Annotated in this window: 26 protein-coding genes and 1 pseudogene; 17 read left to right on the top strand and 10 right to left on the bottom strand. The window is 66.1% G+C overall.

Going from position 1 to position 25,609, the window contains the following annotated elements; translation table 11 throughout:
• The first annotated feature begins 104 nt into the window (after positions 1-104).
• From rfbB to rfbD, 4 genes are read left to right on the top strand one after another with little or no spacing between them, the layout of a single operon-like run.
• Positions 105-1,160 carry a dTDP-glucose 4,6-dehydratase gene (gene rfbB / locus AC5P68_RS03620; RefSeq protein WP_033835594.1) on the top strand — a complete coding sequence of 352 codons (1,056 nt, stop codon included), beginning with the start codon at positions 105-107 and terminating at the stop codon, positions 1,158-1,160.
• Between the two features lie 14 nt (positions 1,161-1,174).
• Positions 1,175-2,062, top strand: coding sequence for a glucose-1-phosphate thymidylyltransferase RfbA (gene rfbA, locus AC5P68_RS03615; protein WP_033835935.1), 888 nt, complete (start codon positions 1,175-1,177; stop codon positions 2,060-2,062).
• Entirely contained in the window at positions 2,059-2,616 is a 558-nt protein-coding gene (rfbC, locus tag AC5P68_RS03610) for a dTDP-4-dehydrorhamnose 3,5-epimerase (RefSeq protein WP_033835936.1), read from the top strand. Before rfbA ends, rfbC begins: the two co-directional genes overlap by 4 nt.
• Entirely contained in the window at positions 2,613-3,506 is an 894-nt protein-coding gene (gene rfbD / locus AC5P68_RS03605) for a dTDP-4-dehydrorhamnose reductase (RefSeq protein WP_049402804.1), read from the top strand. Before rfbC ends, rfbD begins: the two co-directional genes overlap by 4 nt.
• A gap of 52 nt (positions 3,507-3,558) precedes the next feature.
• Here the strand turns inward: rfbD and AC5P68_RS03600 are convergent, their stop codons facing one another.
• Together AC5P68_RS03600 and AC5P68_RS03595 are read right to left on the bottom strand one after the other, a co-directional pair.
• Positions 3,559-4,962, bottom strand: a complete 1,404-nt coding sequence (locus tag AC5P68_RS03600; RefSeq protein ID WP_033835477.1) for a mannose-1-phosphate guanylyltransferase/mannose-6-phosphate isomerase — start codon at positions 4,960-4,962, stop codon at positions 3,559-3,561.
• A gap of 11 nt (positions 4,963-4,973) precedes the next feature.
• The gene (locus tag AC5P68_RS03595; protein ID WP_495216777.1) at positions 4,974-6,320 is read right to left on the bottom strand and encodes a phosphohexomutase domain-containing protein; all 1,347 of its coding nucleotides are present in this window, start codon (positions 6,318-6,320) and stop codon (positions 4,974-4,976) included.
• A gap of 127 nt (positions 6,321-6,447) precedes the next feature.
• On the opposite strand from AC5P68_RS03595, the pseudogene AC5P68_RS03590 reads away from it, so the two are divergent.
• From AC5P68_RS03590 to AC5P68_RS03555, 8 genes and pseudogenes are all read left to right on the top strand, one after another.
• A pseudogene (locus tag AC5P68_RS03590) lies at positions 6,448-7,508 on the top strand (UDP-glucuronic acid decarboxylase family protein).
• A gap of 10 nt (positions 7,509-7,518) precedes the next feature.
• The gene (locus AC5P68_RS03585; RefSeq protein WP_033835480.1) at positions 7,519-8,463 is read left to right on the top strand and encodes a glycosyltransferase; all 945 of its coding nucleotides are present in this window, start codon (positions 7,519-7,521) and stop codon (positions 8,461-8,463) included.
• Positions 8,441-8,845: a GtrA family protein gene (locus tag AC5P68_RS03580; RefSeq protein ID WP_049430921.1), complete on the top strand. Its 405-nt coding sequence runs from the start codon at positions 8,441-8,443 to the stop codon at positions 8,843-8,845. Before AC5P68_RS03585 ends, AC5P68_RS03580 begins: the two co-directional genes overlap by 23 nt.
• Positions 8,842-9,441 carry a hypothetical protein gene (locus AC5P68_RS03575; protein WP_049397559.1) on the top strand — a complete coding sequence of 200 codons (600 nt, stop codon included), beginning with the start codon at positions 8,842-8,844 and terminating at the stop codon, positions 9,439-9,441. Before AC5P68_RS03580 ends, AC5P68_RS03575 begins: the two co-directional genes overlap by 4 nt.
• A gap of 51 nt (positions 9,442-9,492) precedes the next feature.
• Entirely contained in the window at positions 9,493-9,918 is a 426-nt protein-coding gene (locus AC5P68_RS03570; protein WP_231522891.1) for a hypothetical protein, read from the top strand.
• Entirely contained in the window at positions 9,893-11,098 is a 1,206-nt protein-coding gene (locus AC5P68_RS03565; RefSeq protein ID WP_231522890.1) for a hypothetical protein, read from the top strand. The genes AC5P68_RS03570 and AC5P68_RS03565 overlap by 26 nt, the downstream gene beginning before the upstream one ends.
• A gap of 96 nt (positions 11,099-11,194) precedes the next feature.
• Positions 11,195-11,926, top strand: coding sequence for a CoA transferase subunit A (locus tag AC5P68_RS03560; RefSeq protein ID WP_033835484.1), 732 nt, complete (start codon positions 11,195-11,197; stop codon positions 11,924-11,926).
• 1 nt (position 11,927) lies between these two features.
• Positions 11,928-12,560 (top strand): CoA transferase subunit B, encoded by a 633-nt coding sequence (locus AC5P68_RS03555; RefSeq protein ID WP_033835485.1) that lies wholly within the window; start codon positions 11,928-11,930, stop codon positions 12,558-12,560.
• Between the two features lie 10 nt (positions 12,561-12,570).
• Here the strand turns inward: AC5P68_RS03555 and AC5P68_RS03550 are convergent, their stop codons facing one another.
• Complete coding sequence (locus tag AC5P68_RS03550; RefSeq protein ID WP_033835486.1) at positions 12,571-14,631, bottom strand: glycoside hydrolase family 99-like domain-containing protein; 2,061 nt, start codon at positions 14,629-14,631, stop codon at positions 12,571-12,573.
• A 116-nt stretch (positions 14,632-14,747) separates the two neighbouring features.
• Here AC5P68_RS03550 and AC5P68_RS03545 point away from each other — a divergent pair, with 116 nt between their 5' ends.
• Positions 14,748-15,335, top strand: coding sequence for an alpha-ketoglutarate-dependent dioxygenase AlkB family protein (locus AC5P68_RS03545; protein WP_049397562.1), 588 nt, complete (start codon positions 14,748-14,750; stop codon positions 15,333-15,335).
• Between the two features lie 86 nt (positions 15,336-15,421).
• On the opposite strand, the gene AC5P68_RS03540 is transcribed toward AC5P68_RS03545, so the two are convergent.
• From AC5P68_RS03540 to AC5P68_RS03525, 4 genes are read right to left on the bottom strand one after another with little or no spacing between them, the layout of a single operon-like run.
• Entirely contained in the window at positions 15,422-16,063 is a 642-nt protein-coding gene (locus tag AC5P68_RS03540) for an ABC-type transport auxiliary lipoprotein family protein (protein ID WP_329772151.1), read from the bottom strand.
• Complete coding sequence (locus AC5P68_RS03535; protein ID WP_005408000.1) at positions 16,060-16,986, bottom strand: MlaD family protein; 927 nt, start codon at positions 16,984-16,986, stop codon at positions 16,060-16,062. The genes AC5P68_RS03540 and AC5P68_RS03535 overlap by 4 nt, the downstream gene beginning before the upstream one ends.
• A 3-nt stretch (positions 16,987-16,989) precedes the next feature.
• The gene (locus AC5P68_RS03530) at positions 16,990-17,817 is read right to left on the bottom strand and encodes an ABC transporter ATP-binding protein (protein WP_235643612.1); all 828 of its coding nucleotides are present in this window, start codon (positions 17,815-17,817) and stop codon (positions 16,990-16,992) included.
• 1 nt (position 17,818) lies between these two features.
• Positions 17,819-18,940 (bottom strand): ABC transporter permease, encoded by a 1,122-nt coding sequence (locus AC5P68_RS03525; protein WP_005408002.1) that lies wholly within the window; start codon positions 18,938-18,940, stop codon positions 17,819-17,821.
• A gap of 93 nt (positions 18,941-19,033) precedes the next feature.
• Between AC5P68_RS03525 and AC5P68_RS03520 the strand changes: the two genes are divergently transcribed.
• On the top strand, positions 19,034-20,293 hold the full coding sequence (locus AC5P68_RS03520; protein WP_005408003.1) for a threonine/serine exporter family protein: 1,260 nt from the start codon (positions 19,034-19,036) through the stop codon (positions 20,291-20,293).
• Between the two features lie 80 nt (positions 20,294-20,373).
• Here the strand turns inward: AC5P68_RS03520 and AC5P68_RS03515 are convergent, their stop codons facing one another.
• The 3 genes from AC5P68_RS03515 to AC5P68_RS03505 form a co-directional block, all read right to left on the bottom strand.
• Positions 20,374-20,757 carry an H-NS histone family protein gene (locus tag AC5P68_RS03515; protein ID WP_005408004.1) on the bottom strand — a complete coding sequence of 128 codons (384 nt, stop codon included), beginning with the start codon at positions 20,755-20,757 and terminating at the stop codon, positions 20,374-20,376.
• A gap of 223 nt (positions 20,758-20,980) precedes the next feature.
• Positions 20,981-22,684, bottom strand: coding sequence for a proline--tRNA ligase (locus AC5P68_RS03510; RefSeq protein ID WP_024957331.1), 1,704 nt, complete (start codon positions 22,682-22,684; stop codon positions 20,981-20,983).
• 599 nt (positions 22,685-23,283) lie between these two features.
• Positions 23,284-23,658: a DUF4124 domain-containing protein gene (locus AC5P68_RS03505; RefSeq protein WP_005408006.1), complete on the bottom strand. Its 375-nt coding sequence runs from the start codon at positions 23,656-23,658 to the stop codon at positions 23,284-23,286.
• Positions 23,659-23,738: 80 nt separating this feature from the next.
• Here AC5P68_RS03505 and pssA point away from each other — a divergent pair, with 80 nt between their 5' ends.
• From pssA to rimI, 3 genes are read left to right on the top strand one after another with little or no spacing between them, the layout of a single operon-like run.
• A complete protein-coding gene (gene pssA / locus AC5P68_RS03500; protein WP_005408007.1) occupies positions 23,739-24,515 on the top strand; it encodes a CDP-diacylglycerol--serine O-phosphatidyltransferase in 777 nt (258 codons plus the stop codon).
• Entirely contained in the window at positions 24,512-25,021 is a 510-nt protein-coding gene (locus AC5P68_RS03495; RefSeq protein ID WP_049454429.1) for a hypothetical protein, read from the top strand. The genes pssA and AC5P68_RS03495 overlap by 4 nt, the downstream gene beginning before the upstream one ends.
• Positions 25,018-25,515, top strand: a complete 498-nt coding sequence (gene rimI, locus AC5P68_RS03490) for a ribosomal protein S18-alanine N-acetyltransferase (RefSeq protein WP_032964690.1) — start codon at positions 25,018-25,020, stop codon at positions 25,513-25,515. The genes AC5P68_RS03495 and rimI overlap by 4 nt, the downstream gene beginning before the upstream one ends.
• Positions 25,516-25,609 lie beyond the last annotated feature (94 nt).

Genomic DNA, 25,609 nt, shown 5'->3' with positions numbered 1-25,609 from the left:
CACGTCATGCAAGCAGTCGTGAAGGTCCCCTCGATGTATTCTGTGCCGCTATATCGGGCACCGTGGGTGCCTGTGGACGTCAACATTGAACAGGAGATCACGTAGTGCCCACATGGCTTGTCACCGGCGGCGCCGGATTCATTGGCGGTAACTTCGTTCTCGAGGCCGTCGCCCGCGGTATCAAGGTCATCAACCTCGATGTGCTCACCTACGCCGGCAACCTGAAGACGCTGTCCAGCCTGGACGGCAACCCGCACCACGTGTTTGTGCAGGGTGACATCGGTGACAGCGCGCTGGTATCCCGCCTGCTGGCCGAGCACCAACCGGATGCGGTGCTGAATTTCGCCGCTGAAAGCCACGTCGACCGTTCCATCGACGGCCCTGGCGCCTTCATCCAGACCAACGTGGTGGGCACCCTGGGCCTGCTGGAAGCCGTGCGCGACTACTGGAAGGCGCTGCCGGCCGGGCAGGGCGCGGCGTTCCGCTTCCTGCACGTGTCCACCGACGAGGTGTACGGCACCCTGGGTGAGACCGGCAAGTTCAGCGAAACCACCCCGTATGCCCCCAATTCGCCGTACTCGGCGTCCAAGGCGGCCTCGGACCACCTGGTGCGTGCGTTCCATCACACCTACGGGCTGCCGGTGCTGACCACCAACTGCTCGAACAATTACGGCCCGTACCACTTCCCCGAGAAGCTCATTCCGCTGGTGATCGCCAAGGCGCTGGCCGGCGAGCCGCTGCCGGTGTACGGCGATGGCAAGCAGGTGCGTGACTGGCTGTTCGTGTCAGACCACTGCGAGGCGATCCGCACCGTGCTGGCCAAGGGCCAGGTCGGCGAGACCTACAACGTGGGTGGCAATTCGGAAAAGCAGAACATCGAAGTGGTACAGGCAATCTGCGCGCTGCTGGACCAGCGTCGCCCGCGTGAGGATGGGCAGCCGCGCAGCAGCCAGATCACCTATGTGACCGATCGCCCCGGCCACGACCGCCGTTACGCGATCGACGCCTCCAAGCTGAAGAACGACCTGGGTTGGGAACCGGCCTATACCTTCGAGCAGGGCATCACCTTCACCGTCGATTGGTACCTGGACAACCAGGCATGGGTCAACGGCGTGCTGGATGGCAGCTACCGTCTGCAGCGCATCGGCACCACAGTCTGAACAAGGGACACGACATGACCCAACGCAAGGGCATCATCCTCGCCGGTGGTTCCGGCACCCGCTTGTATCCGATCACCAAGGGCGTCAGCAAGCAGCTGCTGCCGGTGTATGACAAGCCGATGATCTACTACCCGCTCAGCGTGCTGATGCTGGCGGGGATCCGTGAAGTGCTGATCATCAACACTCCACATGAACAGGCTCTGTTCCAGCAGCTGCTGGGAGACGGTTCGCAGTGGGGCATGGACATCCAGTACGCCGTGCAGCCCAGCCCCGATGGGCTGGCCCAGGCGTATCTGATCGGCAAGGACTTCGTCGCCGGCAAGCCGAGCTGCCTGGTGCTGGGCGACAACATCTTCCACGGTCATGGCCTTCGCGAAGTGCTCAAGCGGGCCGATGAACGCAAGGAGGGCGCCACCGTGTTCGGATACTGGGTGAACGACCCGGAGCGCTATGGCGTGGCCGAGTTCGACAAGAGTGGCAAGGTAGTCGACCTGGTGGAGAAGCCGGAGATCCCGCGTTCGAACTATGCGGTGACCGGCCTGTACTTCTATGACGGTGACGCCAGCGCGCATGCTGCCGAGCTGAAGCCCTCGCCGCGTGGTGAGCTGGAGATAACCGATCTGAACCGTCGGTACCTGGCCGAGAACACCCTGCATCTGGAGCCGCTGGGCCGTGGCTACGCCTGGCTGGATACGGGTACGCATCAGTCATTGCTGGAAGCGTCCAATTTCATCGAGACCATCCAGACCCGGCAGGGCCTGCAGGTGTCCTGCCCGGAGGAAATCGCCTTCGGCAACGGTTGGATCAATGCTGAGCAGCTGGAGGCGCTGGCCGCCCCGCTGATCAAGAATGGCTATGGCCAATACCTGCACAAACTCGCCCTGCGTGGAGTCGTTCCGTGAAAGTGATTGAAACCAAGTTGCCGGGCTGCGTGGTGATCGAACCGGCCGTGTTCGGCGACGCCCGTGGTTACTTCTTCGAAACCTGGAACGCCGAACGCTTCGCCGCGCTGGGCCTGCCGGACCGTTTCGTGCAGAGCAACGTGTCCACGTCCGCGCAAGGCGTACTGCGTGGCCTGCATTACCAGTGGCCGCGCCCGCAGGGCAAGCTGGTCAGCGTGCTGGAAGGCGAGGTCTACGACGTGGCCGTGGATATCCGTCGTGGCTCGCCGACCTTCGGCCAGTGGGAAGCAGTGGTGCTGAGCGCGGAGAACAAGAAGCAGTTCTGGATTCCGGAAGGCTTCGCGCACGGCTTTGCGGTGCTGTCCGAGCGGGCGGTGTTCAGCTACCTGTGTACCGAGGTCTACCTGAAGGACTTCGACGCCGGCGTGCGCTGGAACGATGCCGATATCGCCGTGGACTGGCCGATCAGTGCGCCGACGCTGTCGGCCAAGGATGAGAACGCGCCGTTCCTGAAGGACATCGCCGAAGACCGCCTGCCGGTCTACGTGCCATGACCGTGCTGGTGTTCGGTGGCAACGGCCAGGTCGGCCAGGAGCTGCTGCGCGTGCTGGCGCCGCTGGGCAAGGTGGTTGCGACCACGCGCAGCGGCAATTTGCCGGATGGCAGCGCCTGCGAAACCGCCGATTTCGGCCAGCCTGACAGCCTGCCGACCCTGCTGAATCGTCTGCAGCCTTCGATCGTGGTCAACGCCGCGGCCTACACTGCGGTCGACCGTGCCGAACAGGAGGTCGATGCGGCCTTTGCGGCCAATGCGCAGGCTCCGGGGGTGATCGCACGATGGTGTGCGGCGCATGGCGTGCCGTTCGTGCATTACTCCACCGACTATGTGTTCGATGGCCAGGGTGCCGCGCCGTACCGCGAAGATGAGCCGACTGCGCCGCTGGGTGTATATGGCACCAGCAAGCGAGATGGTGAGGATGCCGTACGTGCGGCCGGTGGTCGCCACCTGATCTTCCGCACGGCCTGGGTCTATGCCTCGCACGGCGCGAATTTCCTGCGCACCATGCTGCGCGTGGGTGCCGAGCGTGATGCGTTGCGGGTGGTGGCCGACCAGATCGGCACGCCGACCCCGGCCGCGCTGATCGCCGATGTTACCGTGCAGGCGCTGCAGCATTCGGATCAGCTGTCTGGTACCTGGCACCTTACCGCCAATGGCCAGACCAGCTGGCATGGGTTCGCCGAGGCGATCTTCGCCGAAGCGTTGGCCACTGGCGTGCTGGCCAAGGTGCCGACCGTCGAGGCGATTCCCAGTTCCGAGTATCCGACCCCGGCCAAGCGCCCAGCCTGGTCGGTGCTGGACAACCGCAAGCTGCAGCAGGATTTCGGCATCGTGCTGCCGACCTGGCAGGACGGCCTGAAGCGGGTGATGGCGGAGATCGCCTGACCCGGTAGGCGACGTGCCGACCAACGGTCGGCACCCACCAGCGGGCGCTGCGTCAGTTGCGCCCGTACGTATCCTCGAACCGCACGATGTCATCCTCGCCCAGGTAGCTGCCCGACTGCACTTCGATCAGTTCCAGCGGCAGCTTGCCCGGATTGCGCAGGCGATGGGTCACGCCCAGCGGGATGTAGGTGCTCTGGTTCTCGCTGAGCAGGATCACCTCGTTGCCGCGGGTTACTTCCGCGGTGCCGCTGACCACGATCCAGTGCTCGGCGCGGTGGTGATGCATCTGCAGGCTGAGCGTGCCGCCGGGCTTGACCGTGATCCGCTTGACCTGGAAACGCTCGCCGTTGTCGATCGAGTCGTAGGCACCCCAGGGGCGGTACACCTTGCGGTGCCACGTCGCCTCGCTGCGGCCTTGAGCCTTCAGCTTCGCCACCACGGTCTTGACCTCCTGCATGCGGTCGGCCTTGCCGACCAGCACCGCATCGTCGGTCTCGACCACGATCACATCATCCAGCCCGACCAGTGCGACCAGGCGCTGCGCATAGGCGTAGGTGTTGCGGCAATCGATGGCGATCACATCACCCTGGTGGGCATTGCCGTCGCCGTCCTGCTGCGAGACATCGCGCAGTGCGGTCCACGAGCCGACATCGTTCCAGCCAGCATCCAGCGGGATCACCACCGCGTCGGCGGTCTTTTCCATCACCGCGTAGTCGATCGAGTCCGAGGGCACGGCGGTGAAGGCGTCCTTGTCCAGGCGGGTGAAGTCCGCATCGCGGCGAGCCTGCTGCCAGGCCCCGCGGCTGCCGGCCAGCATCGTCGGCTGGAAGCGTTCCAGTTCCTGCAGGTAGCGCGAGGCCTTGAACAGGAACATGCCGCTGTTCCAGTAGTACTGGCCACTGCTGACGTAGCCGGTGGCGGTCTCCAGGTCGGGCTTCTCGACGAAACGCTCGACTGCGCGCACGCCCTGTCCATCAGCGGCTTTGATATAGCCATAACCGGTTTCCGGGCCGGTTGGTACGATGCCGAAGGTCACCAGCTTGCCGGCGTCGGCGGCGCTGGCTGCGGCCTGCACTGCACTGCGGAAGGCCGCTTCGTCGGTGATCACATGGTCGGAGGGCAGCACCAGCAGCAGCGCGTCGGCACCGTCACGGGTGGCCTCCAGCGCGGCCACGGCAATCGCCGGTGCAGTGTTGCGGCCCACTGGTTCCAGGATGATCGCGGCAGGCTCGGCCCCGACCTGCTGCAGCTGCTCGGCAGCGACGAAACGGTGCTCTTCGTTGGCGATCACCAGCGGCCCGCGCGCGGCGATCGGCGCGACACGCTTCCAGGTGGCCTGCAGCATCGTCAGTTCACCCGCCAAGGGCAGGAACTGCTTCGGGTACGCCTCGCGCGAAAGCGGCCACAGGCGGGTACCGGATCCACCGGACAGGATGACGGGCTGGATGCTGCTCATGCGGGCCTCGGTTACTGCTGGATCAGACGGGAAACTTCGTCGGTGCGCGCCTGCATCAACGCAGCGTCACCGCGTGCTTCGACGTTCAGGCGCAGCAGCGGTTCGGTGTTGGAGCTGCGCAGGTTGAAGCGCCAGTTGCCGAAGTCGGCACTGATGCCGTCGGTGTGGTCCAGTGTGGGCGATTGCGCGGCGAAGTGCTCCATCACCCGCGCAACGGCGGCCTTGGCATCGGCGACCTTGAAGTTGATCTCGCCACTGCACGGGTAGGCGGCCATGCGATCTTCAACCCAGTCGGCCAGCGAACGGCCGCTCTCGGAAACCAGCTGGGCGATCAGCAGCCACGGAATCATGCCGGAGTCGGCGTAGGCGAACTCGCGGAAATAGTGGTGCGCGCTCATCTCGCCGCCGTACACCGCGTCTTCGGCACGCATCTTTTCCTTGATGAAGGCATGGCCGCTCTTGCACTGCACCGCGACACCGCCGGCCTGCTCGACCATGTCCACCGTGTTCCAGACCAGGCGCGGGTCATGCACGATCTTGCCGCCGGGATGGCGCGCCAGGATTGCCTTGGCCAGCAGGCCAACCAGGTAATAGCCCTCGATGAAGCGGCCGCTGTGGTCGAAGAAGAAGCAACGGTCGAAGTCACCGTCCCAGGCGATGCCGAAGTCGGCACCGTGTTCGCGCACCGCATTGGCGGTGGCGGCGCGGTTTTCCGGCAGCAGCGGGTTGGGGATGCCGTTGGGGAAGCTGCCGTCCGGCTCGTGGCAGATGCGGATGAACTCGAACGGCAGGTGCGGTGCCAGCAGGTCGACGATGGCGCCTGCGCCGCCGTTGCCGGCATTGACCACCAGCTTCAGCGGCTTCAGCTTGCCGGCATCGACATAGCTCAGCAGGTGTTGGATGTAGGCGCTCTTGTCATTCTGGGCGACCTGGCCGGCACGCGGCGGCTGGGCCTCGGAGGTATCGGCGGCGACCGCGTCGGAAATCGCGAACAGGCCGGTATCGGAGCTGATCGGCCGTGCGTTTTCCTTGACCAGCTTCATGCCGTTGTAATCCATCGGGTTGTGGCTGGCGGTGACCATCACGCCGCCGGCTGCGCCCAGGTGGTCGGTCTGGAAATAGACTTCCTCGGTGCCGCACAGGCCGATGTCGATCACCTCGCGGCCGGTGCCGCGCAGGCCAGCCGCCAGCGCGTCCTGCAGCGCCGGGCTGGTCAGTCGCACGTCGTGGCCGAGGACCACCGGGCCCGGCGCGAGCTGCGCGGCCAGGGCGACGCCGATGCGACGGGCCAGGTCCTCGTTCAGTTCTTCCGGCACACGGCCGCGGATATCGTAGGCCTTGAAAGCGGGCAGGGGCATCGAAGCAGTCCATCCGGATAGAGAAACCTGATTATAGCGGGAGGGTCTGCAAACGGCCGGTGAGCCAGGGGCGCCCGGCCAGTAGCGTTGACTTGGGAGGGGCAGGCCGATTCCCCGTCGATGGGCCATGGCCAGCAGGCAGTTCGCATACAATTGCGCGCTGACGACCGAGGACATGGCCCGCGTGGCCATCGCCGATTGGCCTGCTGTTCCAGAAGGATCGAGGTTTGCTTTGAAATTCACTCACGATCAGAAACGCGTGCTGGTGACCGGTGGCGCGGGCTTCCTTGGGTCGCATCTGTGCGATCGGCTCATCGCGGGCGGCCATGACGTCCTCTGCGTGGACAACTTCTACACCGGCAGCAAGGCGAACGTGGATGGGCTGCTGGGCCACCCGCGGTTCGAGCTCATGCGCCATGACGTGACGTTCCCGCTCTATGTGGAAGTGGACCGGATCTTCAACCTGGCCTGCCCGGCGTCACCGATCCACTACCAGCAGGACCCGGTGCAGACCACCAAGACCAGCGTGCATGGGGCGATCAACATGCTCGGCCTGGCCAAGCGCCTGCGCGCGCGCATCCTGCAGGCCAGCACCAGCGAGGTGTACGGCGATCCGGAAATCCGCCGCAGGTGGAAGGCTACTGGGGCCGGGTCAACCCGATCGGCATCCGCAGCTGCTATGACGAGGGCAAGCGTTGCGCCGAAACGCTGTTCTTCGACTACTGGCGCCAGCACCAGCTGGAGATCAAGGTCATGCGCATCTTCAATACGTATGGCCCGCGCATGCATCCCAATGACGGCCGGGTGGTCAGCAACTTCATCGTGCAGGCGCTGAAGGGCGAGCCAATCACCATCTATGGTGATGGCAGTCAGACGCGCAGCTTCTGCTATGTCGATGACCTGATAGAAGGCATGCTGGGGCTGATGGACTCGCCAGCTGATCTCACCGGTCCGATCAATATCGGAAATCCGTCCGAGTACACCATGCTGGAACTGGCCGAGACCGTGCTCCGTCTCGTCGGCGGCACGTCGAAGATCGAGTACCGCCCGCTGCCGTCGGATGATCCACGCCAGCGCCAGCCGGATATCAGCCTGGCCAAAGCGGATCTGGGCTGGGAGCCCAAGGTCGGCCTGGAGGACGGCCTGAAGGAGACCATCGCCTATTTCCGCCATCGCTTGCAGGCCTGAGGTGGCGACGATGCGCAAGATCGTGGTGATGCCGGTCTACGAGGACCTGGAAGCCTCTTCGAAGCTGTTCGTCGAGCTCGCCCGCACCCAGGGCCTGGACACCTATGTGGTGGCCGTGGACGACGGCTCGGTGCGGCAGCCATTGCCGATCAGCGCCCTGGAGGCCTCCGGGCTGGAGGGCGTGGTGATTCGCCTGCGTCGCAATGTCGGGCATCAGCGTGCGATCGCCATCGGCCTGGGCTATGTGGCCGAACACTTCGATGGCAATGACATTGTCGTGGTGATGGATTCCGATGGCGAGGATACGCCGGAGAGCATCATCGAGCTGGTGGCGGGCCTGGATTCGGCCGATGTCGATGTGGTCGTGGCCAGTCGTCGCAGCCGGGTCGAATCGCTGAAGTTCAAGTCGTTCTACATCGTCTACAAGCTGCTGTTCTCGCTGCTCAGCGGACGCCAGATCAGCTTCGGCAACTTCATGGCGGCGAAGATGCCGGCGGTGCGCCGCCTGGCATCGATGCAGGAGCTGTGGATCCACGTTGCCGCCTGCGTGCTGGGCTCGAAGTTGCGCGTGCAGACCTGTGCGCTGGATCGTGGTCCGCGCTATGCCGGCCGCAGCAAGATGAACTTCGTTGGCCTGGCCCTGCACGGATTCCGTGCACTGATGGTGTTTGCCGAGGACGTGCTGGTACGCGTGGGCATCGCCTGCACCATGGTGGCGGCACTGTCGATCATCGGCGGCATCGTCGCCACCGGGCTGAAGATGCTGGGCTTTGCCTCGCAGGGCTGGTTCTCGCTGGCGTTCGGCATCCTGGTGCTGGTGTTCCTGCAGACCGCGGCATTGACGCTGATCATCCTGATGTTGTCGGGGATGATGCGCGGCGGTGGCGTCATGAGCGTGGGCAGCTATCGCGAGTTCGTCGACGAGGTCCTGCATGCCGGCCGCCGCAGCGGCTAAGGATGCGCTGGGCGGACAGGCTGTCCGCTACGTGATCAATGGCCTGGTCGCCACCGCAGTGCACTATGGAGTGCTGCACTTCAACATCGAGGTGCTGCACATCCCGCTGGCAGCAGTGGCCAATGCGATTGCAGCGGTCTTCGGCATCACCGTGTCGTTCCTCGGCAGTCGCTACTTCGTTTTCCATGGCAGGCAGGGCAGCCTGGCACGGCAGGGCTCGCTGTTCCTGCTGATCTACACGGTGATCGCCGTGCTGCATGCGCTGGTGATGTACGTCTGGGCCGATCGATGGGGTCTGGACTACCGCATCGGATTCGTAATGGCCACGGGGATGCAGATGGCTTTCAGCTTCGTTGCCAACAAATTCCTGGTGTTCAAATGAACAAGTATCTGCGTGCCGCGCTGGCAACCCTGGCGTTCATTGCCACCCTGCTGCTGGTCTACTACGTCCATATGCGCCAGTTCCGCGTTAACGTGGTGCTGTATGCCAGCATCCTCGACGCAGTGATCGCAGTGGTGGTGGTGTTCGCGGGCCTGTACGCGTTGAAGTGGTTCAGGGATTTCAGCCGCCTCGAAATGATCCAGCTGGCCGCCATCTGGCTGCTGGGAGGCTACGTGTTCGCGATTTCGGTCCCGACCGTCATCGATCGTTCGCTGTCCTTCTACATCCTGGAGAAGCTGCAGCAGCGTGGTGGCGGCATCCGCGAGGATGCCTTCCGGCAGGTCTTCATCGAAGAGTACGTCCCCGAGCATCACCTGGTGGAAGTGCGCCTGACCGAGCAGCTGCAGTCTGGAACCGTGCAGATCCATGATGGTTGTGTGCGGTTGACCGCGCGCGGCGAGCGTCTCGCATCGTTCGGCCGCTTCTACCGGCAGAACCTGCTGCCGACCCACCGCCTGCTGATGGGGCAGTACACCGATGCACTCACCGATCCCTTCCGCGACAGCCGGATGCCCTCCGACTACCGTTGCCGATAGCCCGGGCGCTGCTGGCGTATTGATTCTTCCGTTGGTTTCCTGAAACGTTTCATGGATGACATGACCTCCACCTCTCCCCCCCTGCGCACTCCGTGCCGGGACCTGGCGATTGCCGGGATCCTGGTGCTGCTGTTGGCTGCTTCCCTCGTATCGGTCGCCAAGCGATCGGACTATCAGACGTCGTTGCTGCGCCAGGCCTTCGCTGAGGACGCGGGATTCGAGGCATCCGTGCCACGCGAGGTGGTGGATGCACGTGATCTGGTGCGCGCGCAGCCGATCGCTCCCTCGCTGCTTTCACTCGGGCAGGGGCTGAAGGACGACCCATTGATCCAGCAACGCATGTGGGAGGCGCTGTATCCGGTCCGGTTCAGCGATACCGATACCCCGCAGCGCCTGCTGAGGGCCGGTGATCCGCTGGTTGACCAGTGCCACGTCCAGGGGAGGAGCGGAGATGTCGTTCTTGCCGACTGCCGCTGAACCAGGGCGCCGTGCGGCGCTGGCCATGCTGGTCTCTATTCTTCTCTGCTACGGCCTGGCCGCCGTGGGCCTGATGGGCTGGCCGGTACAGGTGGCATTCGGCGCGGTCGTGCTCAGCGCGCTGCTCGCCCTGCCGGCCGTGCGTGAACTGCGTACCGCTCCTCTGGTCCTGGCCGTGCTGGTGCTGGTGTTGATCGCACTGGGAAGCCCCAGCGATGGCTGGGACCCGCGTTCGATCTGGCTCTTCCATGCCAAGCGGATCTACCTGGAGGGCACGTTGTACGCCCAGCTGGATGATTACGCGCCGTGGAGCCACAACGACTATCCCGCGCTGGTTCCGTTGTTGATGGCCTGTGCAGCAGGCCTGGCCGGGCACTGGAACGAACTGCTGCCCAAGGCGGTGGCACCGCTGCTGCTGCTGCCGGCACTGCTGCTGATCGCCCCGAGTTTCCGCTGGCGCTGGTGCGGCGTGCTGTTCGCAGTGCTGCTGCTGCGCCTGGCACGGGACATGCTGATGAACGGCTACATGGACCCGCTGGTGGCGGTCTACGCCGTCGCTGCCGTGGCGACAGCGATGCGTCACCGCGCGCGCGCGGGGCATGGTGGCAGCTGCGAGCTGGTCGCATTCACCTTGCTGGTGGCCGTACTGTCGATGTTGAAGAACGAGGGCGCCGTGCTTGCGGCCTTGTTGACGGCCGTGGTGCTGGGCGAAGGCGTGCTGCGTGAGCGTCGCCTGGGCTGGCGCATCCTCCTGGCTGCGGTTGTGGCCCTGCTGCCACTGCTGGCATGGAAGCTGGCTGTCGGGCAGGCAGGGGTGGGCAATGACCTCGCGGGAAGCGACATGAAGACGCAGCTGTTGGCGCGGCTTGGCAGCGAGGGCGGTACCCTGCCGATCGTCGGGCGCCTGCTGCTGGATATATGGGTGCTGGTGCCGTTGCTGGTGCTGGCGGTGCTCTGGCGCCCGGTGCTGCGGGTTCCGGCGGCATCGGCTGCCGTGCTGACGGCGCTGGCGTACACAGCGGTGCTGTTCCTGGTCTACCTGGGAACACCGCATGACCTGGACTGGCACCTGCGCACCAGTGCCGACCGTGTGCGCATGCCGGTAACACTGCTGCTGGGGTTTGCGGTGCTGCTGGCGCTGGAACATCGCGCCACCGCGAAGACGCCGCGCGCTCGTTGAGCCGGAACGCGCCGTGGCGTCATGCTGCGGCGCATCCCAGCGGTAGGCAGGTGTAGCGCTAGAATGCGCTCATTCTTCCCGTGTGGGGCTGTAGAAATGGAACACGTGACTTCCACCGGCAGGCGCGGCAAGCGCTTTGCCACGGCGGCGCAGGCGCTGGAGGGCGTGGTCGCCGATGGCCAGACCCTGGCTGTCGGAGGCTTCGGCCTGTGCGGCATTCCCGAGGCGCTGATCGCCGCGCTGCGTGACAGCGGGGCCAAGGGCCTGACCGTGATCTCCAACAATGCGGGAGTCGATGGCTTCGGCCTCGGCCAGCTGCTGGAAACGCGGCAGATCAGGAAGATGATTTCGTCCTACGTGGGTGAGAACAAGGAGTTCGAGCGGCAGTTCCTGGCCGGCGAACTGGAGCTCGAATTCAATCCGCAGGGCACCCTTGCCGAGCGCCTGCGCGCCGGTGGCGCCGGCATCCCGGCGTTCTTCACCGCCACCGGCTACGGCACGGTGGTGGCCGAAGGCAAGGAAACCCGCGAGTTCGACGGCAAGCACTACGTGATGGAAACCGCGCTGCGCGCCGACGTGGCGCTGGTCAAGGCGTGGAAGGCCGACGAGGCTGGCAACCTGGTGTTCCGCAAGACCGCGCGCAACTTCAACCCTGCCTGTGCGATGGCCGGCAAGGTCTGCATCGTGGAAGTGGAGGAGGTGGTACCGGTCGGCGCCATTGATCCGGACCAGGTGCATCTGCCGGGCATCTACGTGCACCGCATCGTGCACAACGCGCATCCTGAAAAACGCATCGAACAGCGCACCATCCGCGCGGAGGGCAACTGACATGGCGTGGACCCGTGACGAGATGGCGGCGCGCGCTGCCAAGGAGCTGACCGACGGTGCCTATGTGAACCTGGGTATCGGCCTGCCGACCCTGGTTGCCAACCACATCCCCGAGGGCGTGGACGTGTGGCTGCAGTCGGAAAACGGCCTGCTGGGCATCGGCCCGTTCCCGACCGACGCCGAAGTCGATGCGGACCTGATCAATGCCGGCAAGCAGACCGTCACCGCGCGTGCCGGTGCCAGCTATTTCGGCAGCCATGACAGCTTCGCGATGATCCGTGGCGGCCACGTCAACCTGGCCATCCTCGGCGCCATGCAGGTTACCGACAAGGGCGACCTGGCCAACTGGATGGTGCCCGGCAAGATGGTCAAGGGCATGGGCGGCGCGATGGACCTGGTGGCCGGCGTGCAGCGCGTGGTGGTGCTGATGGAGCACACCGCGAAGAACGGTGAGCACAAGATCCTGGCCGAATGCACGCTGCCGCTGACCGGCGTCGGCGTGGTCGACCGCATCATCACCGACCTGGCCGTATTCGACGTCACCGATGCCGGTCTGGTGCTGGTGGAAGCGGCGCCGGGTGTCGGCGACGAGGAGCTGAAGGAGAAGACCGGCGTGGCGTTTGCGCGCAGCTGAGGCCGCAGCCTCAGCGTCCTCGGGCGTAGGCATATTCCGAGGAGGAAGCACGCGGGGGAGCGCCTTCCACCTCGGAGGTGTCGGCCACAGTGAACCCGGCAGCGGACACCACGGCTCCGGTCGCACGTTCGATGGCATGCGCCAGCGTGCCATCGATCTGCCCGGCTTCGGTGTCGAACATGCTCGGCAGCAGATGGGCATCGAGCAACGGGCGCAGCGCCGGCAGGCGCACCCAGAACATGCTGCCGGACGCGAACTGCCCGTCACCAGGCGCGCTGTCCAGGCCCAGCAATGCCCAGAGCCGCTCCATGCGCAGTGCATTGCCGCCGATGTAGTCTGCCACCTTCAGCAGGTGGCCTGCCGGAGCCATCAGGCCGATGCGGGGATCGGCCTGCAGATGGGCGAGGTTCGCGGCAGCCCGGGCAGTGCCCAGCAGCGCGTCGACCATCTCGCGCCGCCACTGGTCGCCGTTGTCGCGATGGCTGGAGCGTTTGGTATGCAGCTTCAGCACCAGTGATTCATTCTGCTGCAGCAACCGGTCGGCTGCGTGCAGGAACGGCAGGACGTCACGGCCGTGGTTGTCGTAGACCCAGATTTCAGCGGTCAGGCCCTGCGCATCGACGATCGACTGCACCTGTGCCTGACGCTCCCCTGTGGTGGTGATGACCAGGCGTGCCTGTAGCCCGCTGTCCTTCACCGCCTGCAACAGCTCCGGCAGCGCATCCAGGAACCACGCGTGGATGACGATGCAGGGACGCGACGGAGCGGCCTGCGCGGGGACCAGCGCGCGCCGGGTGGCCTGCAGCCAGGCATGGCCGAGACGGGCATCCGGTTCAAGAACAGCGCTTTCCGCCCATTCGTTCCAGGCGTTGATGAACACCAAGCGCTGGGCCTGCGGTACATCGCGCAGCCGCTCGTGCACCGTGTCGTGCAACCAGTCGCTGTAGCCACGCGGCGACGCGTGAAGCAGCACGCGGCCGCGTCCCGGGCGGCGCGCTTCGTTGTCCCAGCCAGGGTTGACGCCTGGATACAACGGATAGTCCGCCAGCGGTGCACGGCGCATCTGCGCCGCCAGCTCACGCCAGTCGCGCACGTCGCCTTCGTAATCTGGATTGAGCAGGAACTGCGTGGTGTTCAGCTGGCGCGGAGCGGCAATGTTCGGTGGGAATTCCACTGCGGCATCGAAGCCGATATCGCGGGGATCCGGGCGTTCGAAACTCTGCACGTAGGCCAGATGGATCTCGCCGATGCCGTTGTCACGGCACCAGCCACGCCAGCGCGCCGCCGTAGCCTTGGGATCGGGCAGCAACTGCGGCCGGTACAGCAAAAGCACCGGTCGTCCCTCGACCTTCAACGCACGCCGGTCGCGCAGGTAATCGGCAACGTGGGCGATGAACGCCAGGTCATCCTCGGCACTGTGCTGTTGGCCGATCAGTACGTCCTGGTTGCGCCCATCCCAGCGCCGGGTCCAGTTCTCGTTGGCCCAGCACAGGCAGAACGGCAGTTCAATCGTGCTGTCGGCCAGCCATTGGCGCAGGGGCTGCTCCATCAGCGTGTGGCCACTGAACCAGTAGAAATAGAAGCAGAACGCGCCGATGCCATGGTCGGTTGCCAACCGTGCCTGCGCGCGCAGCGTCTCGCCAACACGAAGGTCGTAGAAGCCCAGATCACCGGGCAGGCGCGGCTGCACATGCCCCTCGAACTGCGGCAGGGCACGGCTGACGTTGCGCCATTCGGTGAAGCCCTTGCCCCACCAGGCATCGTTCTCTTCGAACGGATGGAACTGCGGCAGGTAGAAGGCCACCAATGTGGCCGGCAGAGCTGCCGGCAGGGACGCCTCTTCCGCGGCGGCGTAGCCGATCGCACGTTCATCGGCGCGCTGCAGTGGACGGATGCCGTCGGCAGCGGCGCCGATGCGACCACGTGGCGGAGGCGGACTCCAGCTGCCAATGCGGTCCAGGCCCCGGTTGCGCAGCCGATCACGCAACGACGCCGGCATCGGCAGGGCACGGAACAGTGCGCGCAGGACCGAGAAGGTGAGCTGCCGGACTCCGGACGCTGCACCGCTCATCGATGAAGCCCGGCAAGGAAAAGAGTGCGCATTGTTCGGGGCCAGCAACGGGACTGCCCTCATTTTCCGGCAATCGCCGCTGCAACGGCAAATCCACCAGGTGCTACTGTGCCGCCATGCTGTTTCCCCACGACCTCCCCGATGCCGACGTCCAGCACCGCCAGGCCTGGCTGTCTCCTGCCGAAGCCGATGCCTTGCAGCGTGATCTGCAGGCCGGCGTGCCGTGGGAGGTCCATCGCATCCGCATGTTCGGCCACTGGGTGGATTCGCCGCGGTTGAGCTGCTGGATAGGTGATCCGCAGGCGCGTTATCGCTACTCGGGGGCGGAATTCGTGCCGCACCCGTGGCCGCCGTCTCTGCAGGGCATGCGCGAGCGCCTGCAGGACGATGGCCTCGGCCGCTTCAACAGCGTACTGCTGAACCGCTATCGCAGCGGCGGCGATTACATGGGCTGGCACAGCGACGACGAACCCGAACTGGGCCCGGCGCCGGTGATCGCCTCGCTGAGCCTGGGCGCGGCACGGCGTTTCCTGCTGCGCCGGCGTGATGATCCAGCGCGCAAGGCGGAATACCTGCTCGGCCATGGAGACCTTCTGGTGATGGCGGGGCAGACCCAGCGTCATTACCAGCACGCGTTGCCGAAGATGGCGCGGCTGCAGGGCGAGCGGATCAACCTGACGTTCCGCTGGATCGCGCCACGTTGATACGGCGCCGCCGGGCATGGCCCGGCGCTACCCGTTTCGCGCGGCGGTAGCGCCGGGCCATGCCCGGCGAGCAAAGCTGGGATGCATCAGCGCTTGGCCGCCACGGTGTCGTTCTGCCCGCTGACCAGCGTCCACCCCACCATGTCCTGCGCCAGCTGCTGCAGGCCGCGCTCGAACGCGGCGGTCACGGCCGGCACATCGGTGCTGCCGACCGGCTGTGCCTGGCGGAAGGTGCGGTCGGCCACCACGCGCTGGTCGGCGACGTGGATCAGCTTGGCGTTGACCTCGATCACCACCGTCGGCGTGGCCTGGCCCTGGTAGTCCGATTCGAAGCGGCGTACGTCGGTGGACAGCTTGTAGTCGGCGCGGATGCCGGCGGTGCTGCGGGCCACGCCGTGGATGCGTCCGGAATCCTCAAAGCCGCGCAGCAGGGTGTCCTCGATCATGTCGGTGGCCGGCTGGGCCCAGCTGGCGCCCTTGTAGATCTCCAGCTGCGATGGGGTCGGCCGCACGTTGATGCGCGGGCTGTCGACCATGCGTGCGGCGCTGGGCTTGGCCAGTACCAGCTGCCAGCTGGCCTGCGGCCACGCCGGATCGGCCTTCACCTGCACGGCGGGCGAGTACAGCGTCACCGCAGTTTTCTCGCTGCTGCCAAGGATGGAGCAGCCGCCCAGCAGGGTGACCAGCGAAGCGGCCAGCAGCAGGCGCGGAAGGGGCATCGGGCTCATTTGGGTTCGAACTCCTTCGGTGCGTCGCGGCCCAGCAGGTAGCGCGCGGGGTTGTTCTCGAGGCGGTCGCTGACCCGGCGCAGGTCGCGGATCAGGCCGCGCAGTTCGGTCAGCGTCGGGCCCAGCTGGCCGAGGCCATCATTGGCGAAGCTGTTGATCGCGGCGCGGTTCTCGCCAAGGATCGAATCGGCGTTGCCGGCGGCCGAGTCGAGCTTGGCCAGGGTGCCGTCCAGCTTGTCGATGATGCCCGGCAGCTGCTGCACCAGGTTCCTGTCCAGGCGCTCGATGGTGCCGTTGGTGGTCTTCAGCGTGGTGTCCAGGCTGCGGGCGGCGTCGCGCGCGCTGAGCAGCAGCGCCTGCGTGCCCTGGTCACGGTCGGCCAGGCCGCCGCTGATCGTCTCCAGGTTGGCCAGCGTCGCGTTGATCGAGGCCACGTTGCGGTCGCTGAGGATCTGGTCCATGCGCTCGACGATGCGGTTGGCGACGTCGGTGATGTTCTGCAGGGCCGACGGCGTGGTCGGGATGATCGGCGCCGGATCCTTGTTGACCGTGGTCAGCGCCGGCGACTGCGGCGTGCCGCCGCTGAGCTGGATGATCGATGGGCCGGTCAGGCTGGTGATCGCCAGCTTGGCGCGGGTATCGGTCTTGACCGGGGTGGTCGAGTTCAGGCGGATGCGTGCGACCACCTGGCGCGGGTCGTCCGGCACCAGGTTCAGTTCGATGATCGAACCGACCGCGATGCCGTTGTACTGCACCGGGCTGCCCACCGACAGGCCGGTCACCGCCTCGCGGAACACCACGCGGTATTCCTGCCAGGTGCGGTCGGAGGAGTACTTGGCCGCCCACAGGCCGAAGGCCAGCAGGGCCAGGCCGGTGATCAGGGTGAACGCGCCGATCAGCACGTAGTTGGCTTTGGTTTCCATGGCTCAGGCACTCTCGATCTGTTCGCCGCGCGCGGCACGCGCACGCGGTCCGTGGAAGTATTCCTGGATCCACGGATGATCCAGTTTCTCGATGTCCGGCAGTGGCGCGTTGGCCACCACTTTGCGGTCGGCGATCACCGCCACCCGGTCGCAGATGGCGTACAGCGTGTCCAGGTCGTGGGTGATCAGGAACACGGTCAGCCCCAGCGCCTCCTGCAGGGTCTTGATCAGGCGGTCGAACGCGGCCGCACCGATCGGGTCGAGGCCTGCGGTCGGTTCATCCAGGAACAGCAGCGGCGGGTCCAGCGCCAGCGCGCGGGCCAGGCCGGCGCGCTTGCGCATGCCACCGGACAACTGCGATGGCAGCTTGTTGATCGCATCGGCGGGAAGGCCGGCCAGCTTCACCTTCAGCAGCGCCAGCTCGTAGTGCCAGCGCTCGGGCAATTCGCGGTGGTGTTCCTTCAAGGGCACCTGCACGTTCTCGCCCACGGTCAGCGATGAGAACAGGGCGCCGTCCTGGAACAGCACGCCGGTATTGCGTTCGATGTGCAGGCGGCTCTCGGCGTCGTCGGCACGCGCATCGCGGCCCAGCACTTCGATCTGGCCGGCGTCGGGCGTGCGCAGGCCCAGGATCGAGCGCATCAGCACCGACTTGCCGGTGCCCGAGCCACCCACCACGCCCAGGATCTCGCCACGGCGCACGTCCAGGTCCAGGTCTTCATGCACGGTCTGGCTGCCGAAGCGGTTGACCAGCCCACGCACGCGGATGGCCAGGGCGTGGCCGTCGCCGTCCTGCATGGGTATTTCTTCGGGAGTCGGATGCGTGCTCATGTCACCAGTCCATGTGCATGAACCACAACGCCGCGAAGGCGTCGATGATGATCACCAGCGAGATCGTCTGCACCACGCTGGAGGTGGTGCGTTCACCGACCGACTGCGCCGTGCCTTCCACCTTCAGCCCTTCCAGGCAGCCGATCAGGCCGATCACCAGCGCAAACACCGGCGCCTTCGACAGGCCGACCAGCATGTGCCGCACTTCCATCGTCTCGTGCATGCGCGCGATGTACATCTGCGGCGGGATGTCGAGGTCGAACGCGCCGACAGTGATGCCGCCGGCCAGGCCCGCGATCATCGCGATGAAGGTCAGCAGGGGCAGGGTGACCAGCAGCGCAAGCAGGCGTGGCAGCACCAGCAGGTCGATCGGATCCAGACCCAGCGTGCGCATCGCGTCGATTTCCTCGCGCGCCTTCATCGCGCCGATCTGCGCGGTGAACGCACTGGCGGTGCGGCCGGCCAGCACGATCGCGGTCAGCAGCACGGCGAACTCGCGCAGGAAGGCAATGTTGACCAGCTCGACCACGTAGATCTCGGCGCCGAAGTCGCGCAGGATGGTCGAGCCGAGGAAGGCGATCACCGCGCCAACCAGGTAGGACAGCAGCGCCACCAGCGGTACTGCGTCCAGCCCGACCTGCTCCATCTGGTGGACGGTGGCGGTCAGGCGGAAGCGACGGGGTTCCTTGACCAGGCGTGCTGCCTTGACCAGGTTTTCGCCGAGGAAACTGCACAGCGCCTTGATGTTGTGGCCAGTGGCATGGACGCTGACACCGAGCCGTTCCAGCGCCGCCAGCACGCCGAAATCGCGCTTGGGCCGGGGCCGGTCGTCAGCCACTTCCTCGATGGTGCAGACCAGCGCCTGGTGGTCCGGCCGGAACTGCAGTGCATCCTCGCCAAGGTCGGCGCGATGCGCCACGCGCAGCACCTGCAGCACGCCGGCCGAATCCATCTTCTCGATGCCGGTGGCATCGATGCCGGTCAGCGTGTCGGGAACGCCGCGCAGGACTTCGGCCGCGGCCAGCGCGGTCTTCAAGGTCCAGGTGCCGGACAGGCGGATCAGGCCCGGGTCATGGGCATCCTGTTCGAGCTGGGGGGCGTGGTTCGGGGTCACTTGGGCCATTCGGATCGCAGCATAACCGTTCTGTCTGGGGCATCGCGTCGAACCCGGATGAATTTATCCAGTGCGGCCCGGCAGTAGGTAATACTACGGCGCATGTCCGCAGACGCTCACACGATCCCCACGCCCCAGGCCACCTACGCGCAGCGCGTGGCCTTTGTTTCCGAGATCGCCGGACGCCTGCACAGCTACGGCACCACGGCCCAGCGCCTGGAAACGGCGGTGGTGGCACTGGCCCGCCAGCTCGATCTGGATTGTGAACCGTGGTCGAATCCCACCGGTATCATCCTCAGTTTCAGCGACCCGGCACAGGCGATCGGCTCCAGCGACATCACCCGCGTGATCCGCCTGGCACCCGGCGAGAACGACCTGCACAAGCTCAGCGTCGCCGACCATATCGCCGAGGAAGTGGCCAACGGGCGGATGAGCATTGCCCAGGGCCACACCGCGCTGCGCCAGCTGGACAAGGATCCGGGCCGGCGCGGCAAGCTGCGCACCATTCTTTCATTCACCCTGGGCGCGGCCGGCGTGGCCGGCATGTGGAAGCTGCCGTGGCTGGACATCGCCACCGCCGGTGTCATCGGCCTGATGATCGGCCTGCTCGGCATGGTCACCGACCGTCGCCCGGCCACCCGCGAAGCGGCCGAGGCGCTGGCGGCGCTGCTGGCCGGCATGGTCGCAACCCTGGTTGCGTCCTTCGTCGGCGCACTCAACCTCAACACGGTGATCATCGCCTCGCTGGTGGTGCTGCTGCCGGGCATGTCGCTGACCAATGCGGTCAATGAACTCGCCAGCCAGCATTGGGTCTCCGGTACCGCGCGCTTCGCCGGCGCGTTGACCACCATCATGAAGCTCAGCGTGGGCGCGATGATCGCGGTGACCCTGGCCGATGTACTCGGCCTGGACCCGGTGATCCGCGCCACGCGGCCGCAGGGGCCGTGGGTGGAGTGGGGTTCGCTGCTGACCGCGGCATTCGCCTTCGCGATGCTGTTCAAGGCCAACCGGCGCGATTACCCGTGGGTGATCGCGGCCTCGGTGGCGGGTTACGCGATCTCCAAGTTCGGCGGGCACGCCTGGGGCGCGCCGGCCGGCATCTTCCTGTCAGCGATGTTGCTGACCGCCGGTGGCAATCTGTTCGGCCGCCTCGTTGGCCGCCCAGGAGCGATCATCCGCCTGCCCGGCATCATCATGATGGTGCCCGGCAGCACCAGCCTGCGCGGCGTGCTGACCCTGGTCCAGCAGCAGGACGTTGGCGCGGGCCAAAGCGTGTTCCTCACCGTGCTCAACGTGGTGATGGCGCTGGTGGCCGGCCTGCTGTTCGGCAACCTGCTGATGCCGGCGCGCAAAACGCTGTAGGTGTGGACCGTTGGCCCGCACACCGAAGAATGAAAAACGCCGGCTTCCGCCGGCGTTTTTCATTGCATCCCGATCCGGCCTCAGGCCTTCTTGATCAGGAAATCTTCCGGCTTCTTGTTGCCCTTGGCGGTCAGCTCGGCCATCCAGCGCGGCTGCTTGCCACGACCGGTCCAGGTTTCCTTGGGGTTGGCCGGGTTGCGGTACTTCGGGGCAACCTTGCCCAGCTTGCGGCCGGCGGTCTTGGACGGTGCCTTGGCTGCCGGGGCGGCTTTGCGCGCGCGCGGTGCCGGGGCGCCGCCGAACAGTTCTTCGATGGTGTAACCCTCGGTCTTGGCCAGCTTGGTCAGCTGGGCCCGGACCTTGGTGATTGGCCGGCGCTTGGCGACGATGGTCTGCTGCTTCTTGGCGGTACGGATCAGGGCGCCCAGCTCGCGTGCCGACAGGCCGGTCAGGTCAATGCTCATTTACGGTTACTCCGGAAACTAAAATGTGGACGGGACGAGCCAGTCCATGGCGTCGCGGGACAGAATAGAGATGAATTAATCACAGCACAAATGCAGGCGGGTCATGGCCTGGCAGCATCCCGGCTGCATTGCGTCGATTTTGACCGGATTATGTCCGCTGCAATATTGCTCAACTGGGCGACAGGCAAAAAAAAGACCGGGGCATGCCCCGGTCTTCTCCTGATCAGCCCTGCAGTCGCTGCAGCAGGGTGGCCTTGTCCAGGCTTTCCGCTTCGCTGGCGCGGCGCGAGCGGTACTCGTAGGTACCGGCGGCCAGGCCGCGCTCGCTCACCACCACGCGGTGCGGAATGCCGATCAGTTCCATGTCGGCGAACATCGCGCCCGGGCGCAGGCCGCGGTCGTCGAGTGCCGCGTCCAGGCCGGCGTCGCGGAGTTCCTGCAGCAGGCTGGCAGCAGCATCGGCCACGGCGGCGTCGCCCTTCGGGTTGATCACGCACACCACCACCTGCCACGGCGCCATCGCGTCCGGCCAAATGATGCCGGCATCGTCATGGTTCTGTTCGATCGCGGCAGCCACCACGCGCGAGATACCGATGCCGTAGCAGCCCATCGCCATCACCGCCGCCTTGCCGTTCTCGTCCAGCACGGTGGCATCCAGCGCTTCGGCATATTTGCGGCCGAGCTGGAACACGTGGCCGACTTCGATGCCACGGGCGATCTTCAGTTCGCCACCGTCCAGCGCGCGGTCACCGGCACGCACGTTGCGGATGTCGGCCACTTCCGGTTCCGGAAGGTCGCGGCCCCAGTTGACCCCGGCCAGGTGGAAACCGACTTCGTTGGCGCCGACGACGAAGTCGGACATCGCGGCCACTTCGCGGTCGGCGACCACGCGGATGGCCTTGGCCGGGGCGACCGGGCCGAGGAAGCCCGGCACGCTGCCCAGGTACTCGGCGATTTCCGCCTCGCTGGCGAAGCGCTGTTCGTCCAGGCCGGCGACCTTGGCCAGCTTGATCTCGTTGACCTCATGGTCGCCGCGCACCAGCACCAGCACGAACTGCTGTGCTTCGCCTTCACCGGCGATCAGCGCCACCGACTTCACCGTGCGCTGCAGCTCGATGCCGAGCAGCGCCGCGACGTCCTCGCAGGTTTTCTGGGTAGGGGTGTCGACCTTGCGCATAGCTTCACTGGCAGCCGCACGCGGTGCCGGATCGGCGGCGATCGCCGCTTCCATGTTCGCGGCGTAGTCCGAACCGGTGGAGAACACCAGCGCGTCTTCGCCGGAATCGGCGATCACGTGGAATTCCTGCGAGGCATCGCCACCGATCGCGCCGGAGTCGGCCTGCACCATGCGGAAGTCCAGGCCGAGGCGGGTGAAGATGCGGCTGTAGGCCGACTTCATGTTCTCGTACTCGCGCACCAGGCACTCATCGTGCAGGTGGAACGAATAGGCGTCCTTCATCAGGAACTCACGCGAACGCATCACGCCGAAGCGCGGGCGGATCTCGTCGCGGAACTTGGTCTGCACCTGGTAGAAGTTCACCGGCAGCTGCTTGTAGCTGGACAGCTCGCTGCGCGCGAAGTCGCAGGCGGCTTCTTCGGCGGTCGGGCTGTAGCAGAACACCTGGTCCTTGCGGTCCTTGATCTTCAGCAGCTGCGGGCCGAACTTCTGCCAGCGCCCGGTCTGCTCCCACAGTTCCTTCGGCTGGATGGTTGGGATCTGGAATTCCACGGCACCGGCGCGGTCCATTTCCTCGCGCACGATGCGTTCAACCTTGCGCAGCACGCGCAGGCCCAGCGGCGACCAGGTGTACAGGCCCGATGCCAGCTTGCGGATCATGCCCGCGCGCAGCATCAGCCGGTGGCTGGTGAGCTCGGCGTCGCTGGGGGTTTCCTTGGTGGTGTGCAGGTGGAACTGGGAGAGGCGCATCGTCGGCTTCGGATAACGGCAGAGACGCCTATTCTGCCAGCCCGGCCGGGGAGAGGGGTATCGGCAGGGCTGCGCCCTGCACCCGCGGTAGTGCCGGCCGCTGGCCGGCAACCTCAGAAGCAACTGCCGAAGCAACAGCGGGCTTCCCGTGGGATGGCGGGGTGGGTCCGGTTGCGGGAGACGCCGTAAACCCATCCCTGGGGGCTTGGCCGCGGCATCCATGCCGCGGACACTCCCGCAACCGGACCCACCCCGCCATTGACAGGCCCCGCGATCTGTTGGACATGCGGATGGGGTCAGATCCGTTTTCCGCAGGAAAACGGATCTGACCCCGGATTCAATTCGAGATCTGACAGATTTCATCCACGCATGGCGTGGATCTACCACCGTCACCAGGAACCTGTCGGGGGTGGGGCGGTGTGGGTTGGCAGGACCGTTGGCGCCATGGATGGCGCCATCGAGCCCCCAGGGATGGGTTTACGGCGTGTCCTGCCAGCCCACACCGCCCCGCCAAACCAGTAGAAAACCAGAGCCGCTTTGGCATTTGACGTTGCCGTTGCTTGAAGCAGGTGCAGGGCTGCAAGCCCTGCCGATAACCCTCACTCTGCCGGGCAGTAAGCCTTGATGGCGGCCTCCGCCAATCCCTTCTGCGCGCTGCGCTGTTCCGCGGTCAACGCGGTATCGGCCTTCCCGTCGCCATTGGTGTCCTGCATCACCTGGCCGGAGCCTTCCAGCAGGGCCAGGTTGGCACGGGCGGTGCTGCACTGCTCCGGCACCGGCGCGGCCGGGGTCTCGGCGCTGGCCGCGGCCTGCGGGGTGCGGGCCTGTTCGCGGGTCTCGAACTTCTTGCCCGCCGGCGGGGTCTCCGAATACTGGGTCACGCCATGGGCGTCCTTCCATTTATAGACCGGGCCGGCCACGGCGTTGGCACTGGCCAACAGCAGCAGGCATCCAAGGCAGGACAGGGCACGCATGGCAAACTCCGCGGAATGGGCGTAGAACGCCGATTGCAGCATTGGCGCCGAGCACTGGCAAGTCGATTAAACTGGATTCCATGGACCCGATCACACCGCCGCCGCGTTCGCGCACGATTTACCTGCTGCCCAACCTGTTCACCACCGCCGGCCTGTTCGCCGGCTTCTACGCGATCATCGCCGCGGCCAACGGGGATTTCGTCAATGCCAGCATCGCCGTGTTCGTGGCGGCGGTGATGGATGGCCTGGACGGGCGCGTGGCGCGCCTGACCGGTACCAGCAGCGAGTTCGGCGTCCAGTACGACTCGCTGGCCGACCTGGTCAGCTTCGGCATGGCCCCGGCGCTGGTGATGTACCACTGGTCGCTGTCGTGGCTGAAGTTCGATGACCCGCTGCTCGGCCGCGTCGGCTGGGCCGTGGCCTTCCTGTATGCCGCCTGCGCGGCGCTGCGCCTGGCCCGCTTCAACACCCAGGTCGCGGTGGTCGACAAACGCTGGTTCGTCGGCCTGGCCAGCCCGGCCGCGGCCGGGCTGATGATGTCCTTCGTCTGGGCCTTCGCCGATGGCAACCTGGGCTGGGACGGCAACCAGCTGCGCTACGTGGCGTTGGCGGTGACGATCGTCGCGGCGCTGTTGATGGTCAGCCGTATCCGTTTCTGGAGCTTCAAGGGTGGCGGCGCCAAGGGCACCCGTTCCGACCGCGTGCCGTTCCTGGTGCTGGCCCTGGTGCCGGTCGCCATCGCCATCGCGGTCATTGATCTGCCGCGCGTGCTGTTCGCGGTCGGCATCCTGTACGCCTTGTCCGGCCCGGTGATGTGGGCCGTGCAGCGCCTGCGCAAGAAGCCCGAGGCCGCGTGAGCCAGGAACTGCCCGTGCTGTGGTCACCCGCCCAGCAGGCCTGGCTGCAGGCCATGGGCTACACCGTCTATCACGACGGCCAGTTGGCTGCGGAGCTGGATGCCGCGCTGCAGTTGAGCGTGGCCGAAGCCGATGCGGCTGCCGCGGCTTCGGCGGAACAAGTGCGGGCGGGTTCGGCCTCCATGCGGGAACACCCTGCCGAAGCCGCACCCGCTCCTCACCAGGAACGCCCGGCACCTACGCGTCGCGAGACCCCCGTCACCGCACCGGATACCGCACCGGCAACGGCCCGCCCGCTACCGGGTGGCAATGCGCGGCAGCCGGTGGTGCGGCTCCCGGATCGCCTGCAGATCGCATTGCTGCGTGCCTCCGGCTGTAATCCCAACGACCCTGCCACGCAGGCGCTGATGGACAGCTGGCCGCTGGACCAGCTGCGTCAGGACCCGGCCGCCAAGCGCGCGTTGTGGCCGCAGCTGCGCGCCCTGCGCAAGCGGGGCGCACCATGAGTGCGGTCAGCCAGCCCGGCCCGGTCAGCCTGCGCGCATTGCGCGAGAGCGACCTCAATGCGGTGATGGCGATTGAAGTGCGTGGGTATCCATTCCCATGGACCCGCGGCATCTTCGTTGATTGCCTGCGTGCCGGTTATCCCGGCCTGGCGATGGAGCGCGATGGCCAGTTGATCGGCTACGGCGTGCTCAGCATTGCCGCCGATGAGGCACATGTATTGAACATCTGCATCGATCCGCTGGCGCAGTCGCGTGGGCTGGGTCGCCAACTGCTGCGCGCACTGGTGCAGCTGGCAGGCAACCGCGGTGCGCAGCGTGTGTTCCTGGAAGTGCGTCCGTCCAACACGCCGGCGCTGGCGCTGTACCACAGCGAAGGCTTCAACGAGATCGGCCGTCGTCCGCGCTACTATCCGGCCGCACAGGGCCGCGAAGACGCGGTGGTGATGGCGATCGAACTGGTCGACGGCGACCTGCAGACGATGCCGCCGCTGTAACGGAGAAGGGTTGCCGGCCAGCGGCCGGCACTACCGGTGGATCTCCGCTGTCATCGACACGTCACCTGCCGTGGTAGGTGCCAACCTTGGTTGG

The organism is Stenotrophomonas sp. YJH_SMC_58 (assembly GCF_059369635.1).
The sequence above is the reverse complement of the archived record's forward strand: the minus strand, read 5'-3'. Positions and strand labels throughout refer to the sequence as shown.

Excerpts from the sequence above, each read along its gene's own strand:
- AC5P68_RS03570 (WP_231522891.1), top strand. The coding sequence starts at position 9,493 with ATGGATGACATGACCTCCACCTCTCCCCCCCTGCGCACTCCGTGCCGG.
- AC5P68_RS03545 (WP_049397562.1), top strand. The coding sequence starts at position 14,748 with ATGCTGTTTCCCCACGACCTCCCCGATGCCGACGTCCAGCACCGCCAG.
- AC5P68_RS03520 (WP_005408003.1), top strand. The coding sequence starts at position 19,034 with ATGTCCGCAGACGCTCACACGATCCCCACGCCCCAGGCCACCTACGCG.
- AC5P68_RS03530 (WP_235643612.1), bottom strand. The coding sequence starts at position 17,817 with ATGAGCACGCATCCGACTCCCGAAGAAATACCCATGCAGGACGGCGAC.
- pssA (WP_005408007.1), top strand. The coding sequence starts at position 23,739 with ATGGACCCGATCACACCGCCGCCGCGTTCGCGCACGATTTACCTGCTG.
- AC5P68_RS03550 (WP_033835486.1), bottom strand. The coding sequence starts at position 14,631 with ATGAGCGGTGCAGCGTCCGGAGTCCGGCAGCTCACCTTCTCGGTCCTG.
- AC5P68_RS03585 (WP_033835480.1), top strand. The coding sequence starts at position 7,519 with ATGCGCAAGATCGTGGTGATGCCGGTCTACGAGGACCTGGAAGCCTCT.
- AC5P68_RS03555 (WP_033835485.1), top strand. The coding sequence starts at position 11,928 with ATGGCGTGGACCCGTGACGAGATGGCGGCGCGCGCTGCCAAGGAGCTG.
- AC5P68_RS03595 (WP_495216777.1), bottom strand. The coding sequence starts at position 6,320 with ATGCCCCTGCCCGCTTTCAAGGCCTACGATATCCGCGGCCGTGTGCCG.
- AC5P68_RS03580 (WP_049430921.1), top strand. The coding sequence starts at position 8,441 with ATGCCGGCCGCCGCAGCGGCTAAGGATGCGCTGGGCGGACAGGCTGTC.
- AC5P68_RS03515 (WP_005408004.1), bottom strand. The coding sequence starts at position 20,757 with ATGAGCATTGACCTGACCGGCCTGTCGGCACGCGAGCTGGGCGCCCTG.
- rimI (WP_032964690.1), top strand. The coding sequence starts at position 25,018 with ATGAGTGCGGTCAGCCAGCCCGGCCCGGTCAGCCTGCGCGCATTGCGC.
- AC5P68_RS03540 (WP_329772151.1), bottom strand. The coding sequence starts at position 16,063 with ATGAGCCCGATGCCCCTTCCGCGCCTGCTGCTGGCCGCTTCGCTGGTC.
- AC5P68_RS03575 (WP_049397559.1), top strand. The coding sequence starts at position 8,842 with ATGAACAAGTATCTGCGTGCCGCGCTGGCAACCCTGGCGTTCATTGCC.
- AC5P68_RS03510 (WP_024957331.1), bottom strand. The coding sequence starts at position 22,684 with ATGCGCCTCTCCCAGTTCCACCTGCACACCACCAAGGAAACCCCCAGC.
- rfbD (WP_049402804.1), top strand. The coding sequence starts at position 2,613 with ATGACCGTGCTGGTGTTCGGTGGCAACGGCCAGGTCGGCCAGGAGCTG.
- AC5P68_RS03525 (WP_005408002.1), bottom strand. The coding sequence starts at position 18,940 with ATGGCCCAAGTGACCCCGAACCACGCCCCCCAGCTCGAACAGGATGCC.
- AC5P68_RS03565 (WP_231522890.1), top strand. The coding sequence starts at position 9,893 with ATGTCGTTCTTGCCGACTGCCGCTGAACCAGGGCGCCGTGCGGCGCTG.
- AC5P68_RS03600 (WP_033835477.1), bottom strand. The coding sequence starts at position 4,962 with ATGAGCAGCATCCAGCCCGTCATCCTGTCCGGTGGATCCGGTACCCGC.
- AC5P68_RS03560 (WP_033835484.1), top strand. The coding sequence starts at position 11,195 with ATGGAACACGTGACTTCCACCGGCAGGCGCGGCAAGCGCTTTGCCACG.
- rfbA (WP_033835935.1), top strand. The coding sequence starts at position 1,175 with ATGACCCAACGCAAGGGCATCATCCTCGCCGGTGGTTCCGGCACCCGC.
- AC5P68_RS03505 (WP_005408006.1), bottom strand. The coding sequence starts at position 23,658 with ATGCGTGCCCTGTCCTGCCTTGGATGCCTGCTGCTGTTGGCCAGTGCC.
- AC5P68_RS03535 (WP_005408000.1), bottom strand. The coding sequence starts at position 16,986 with ATGGAAACCAAAGCCAACTACGTGCTGATCGGCGCGTTCACCCTGATC.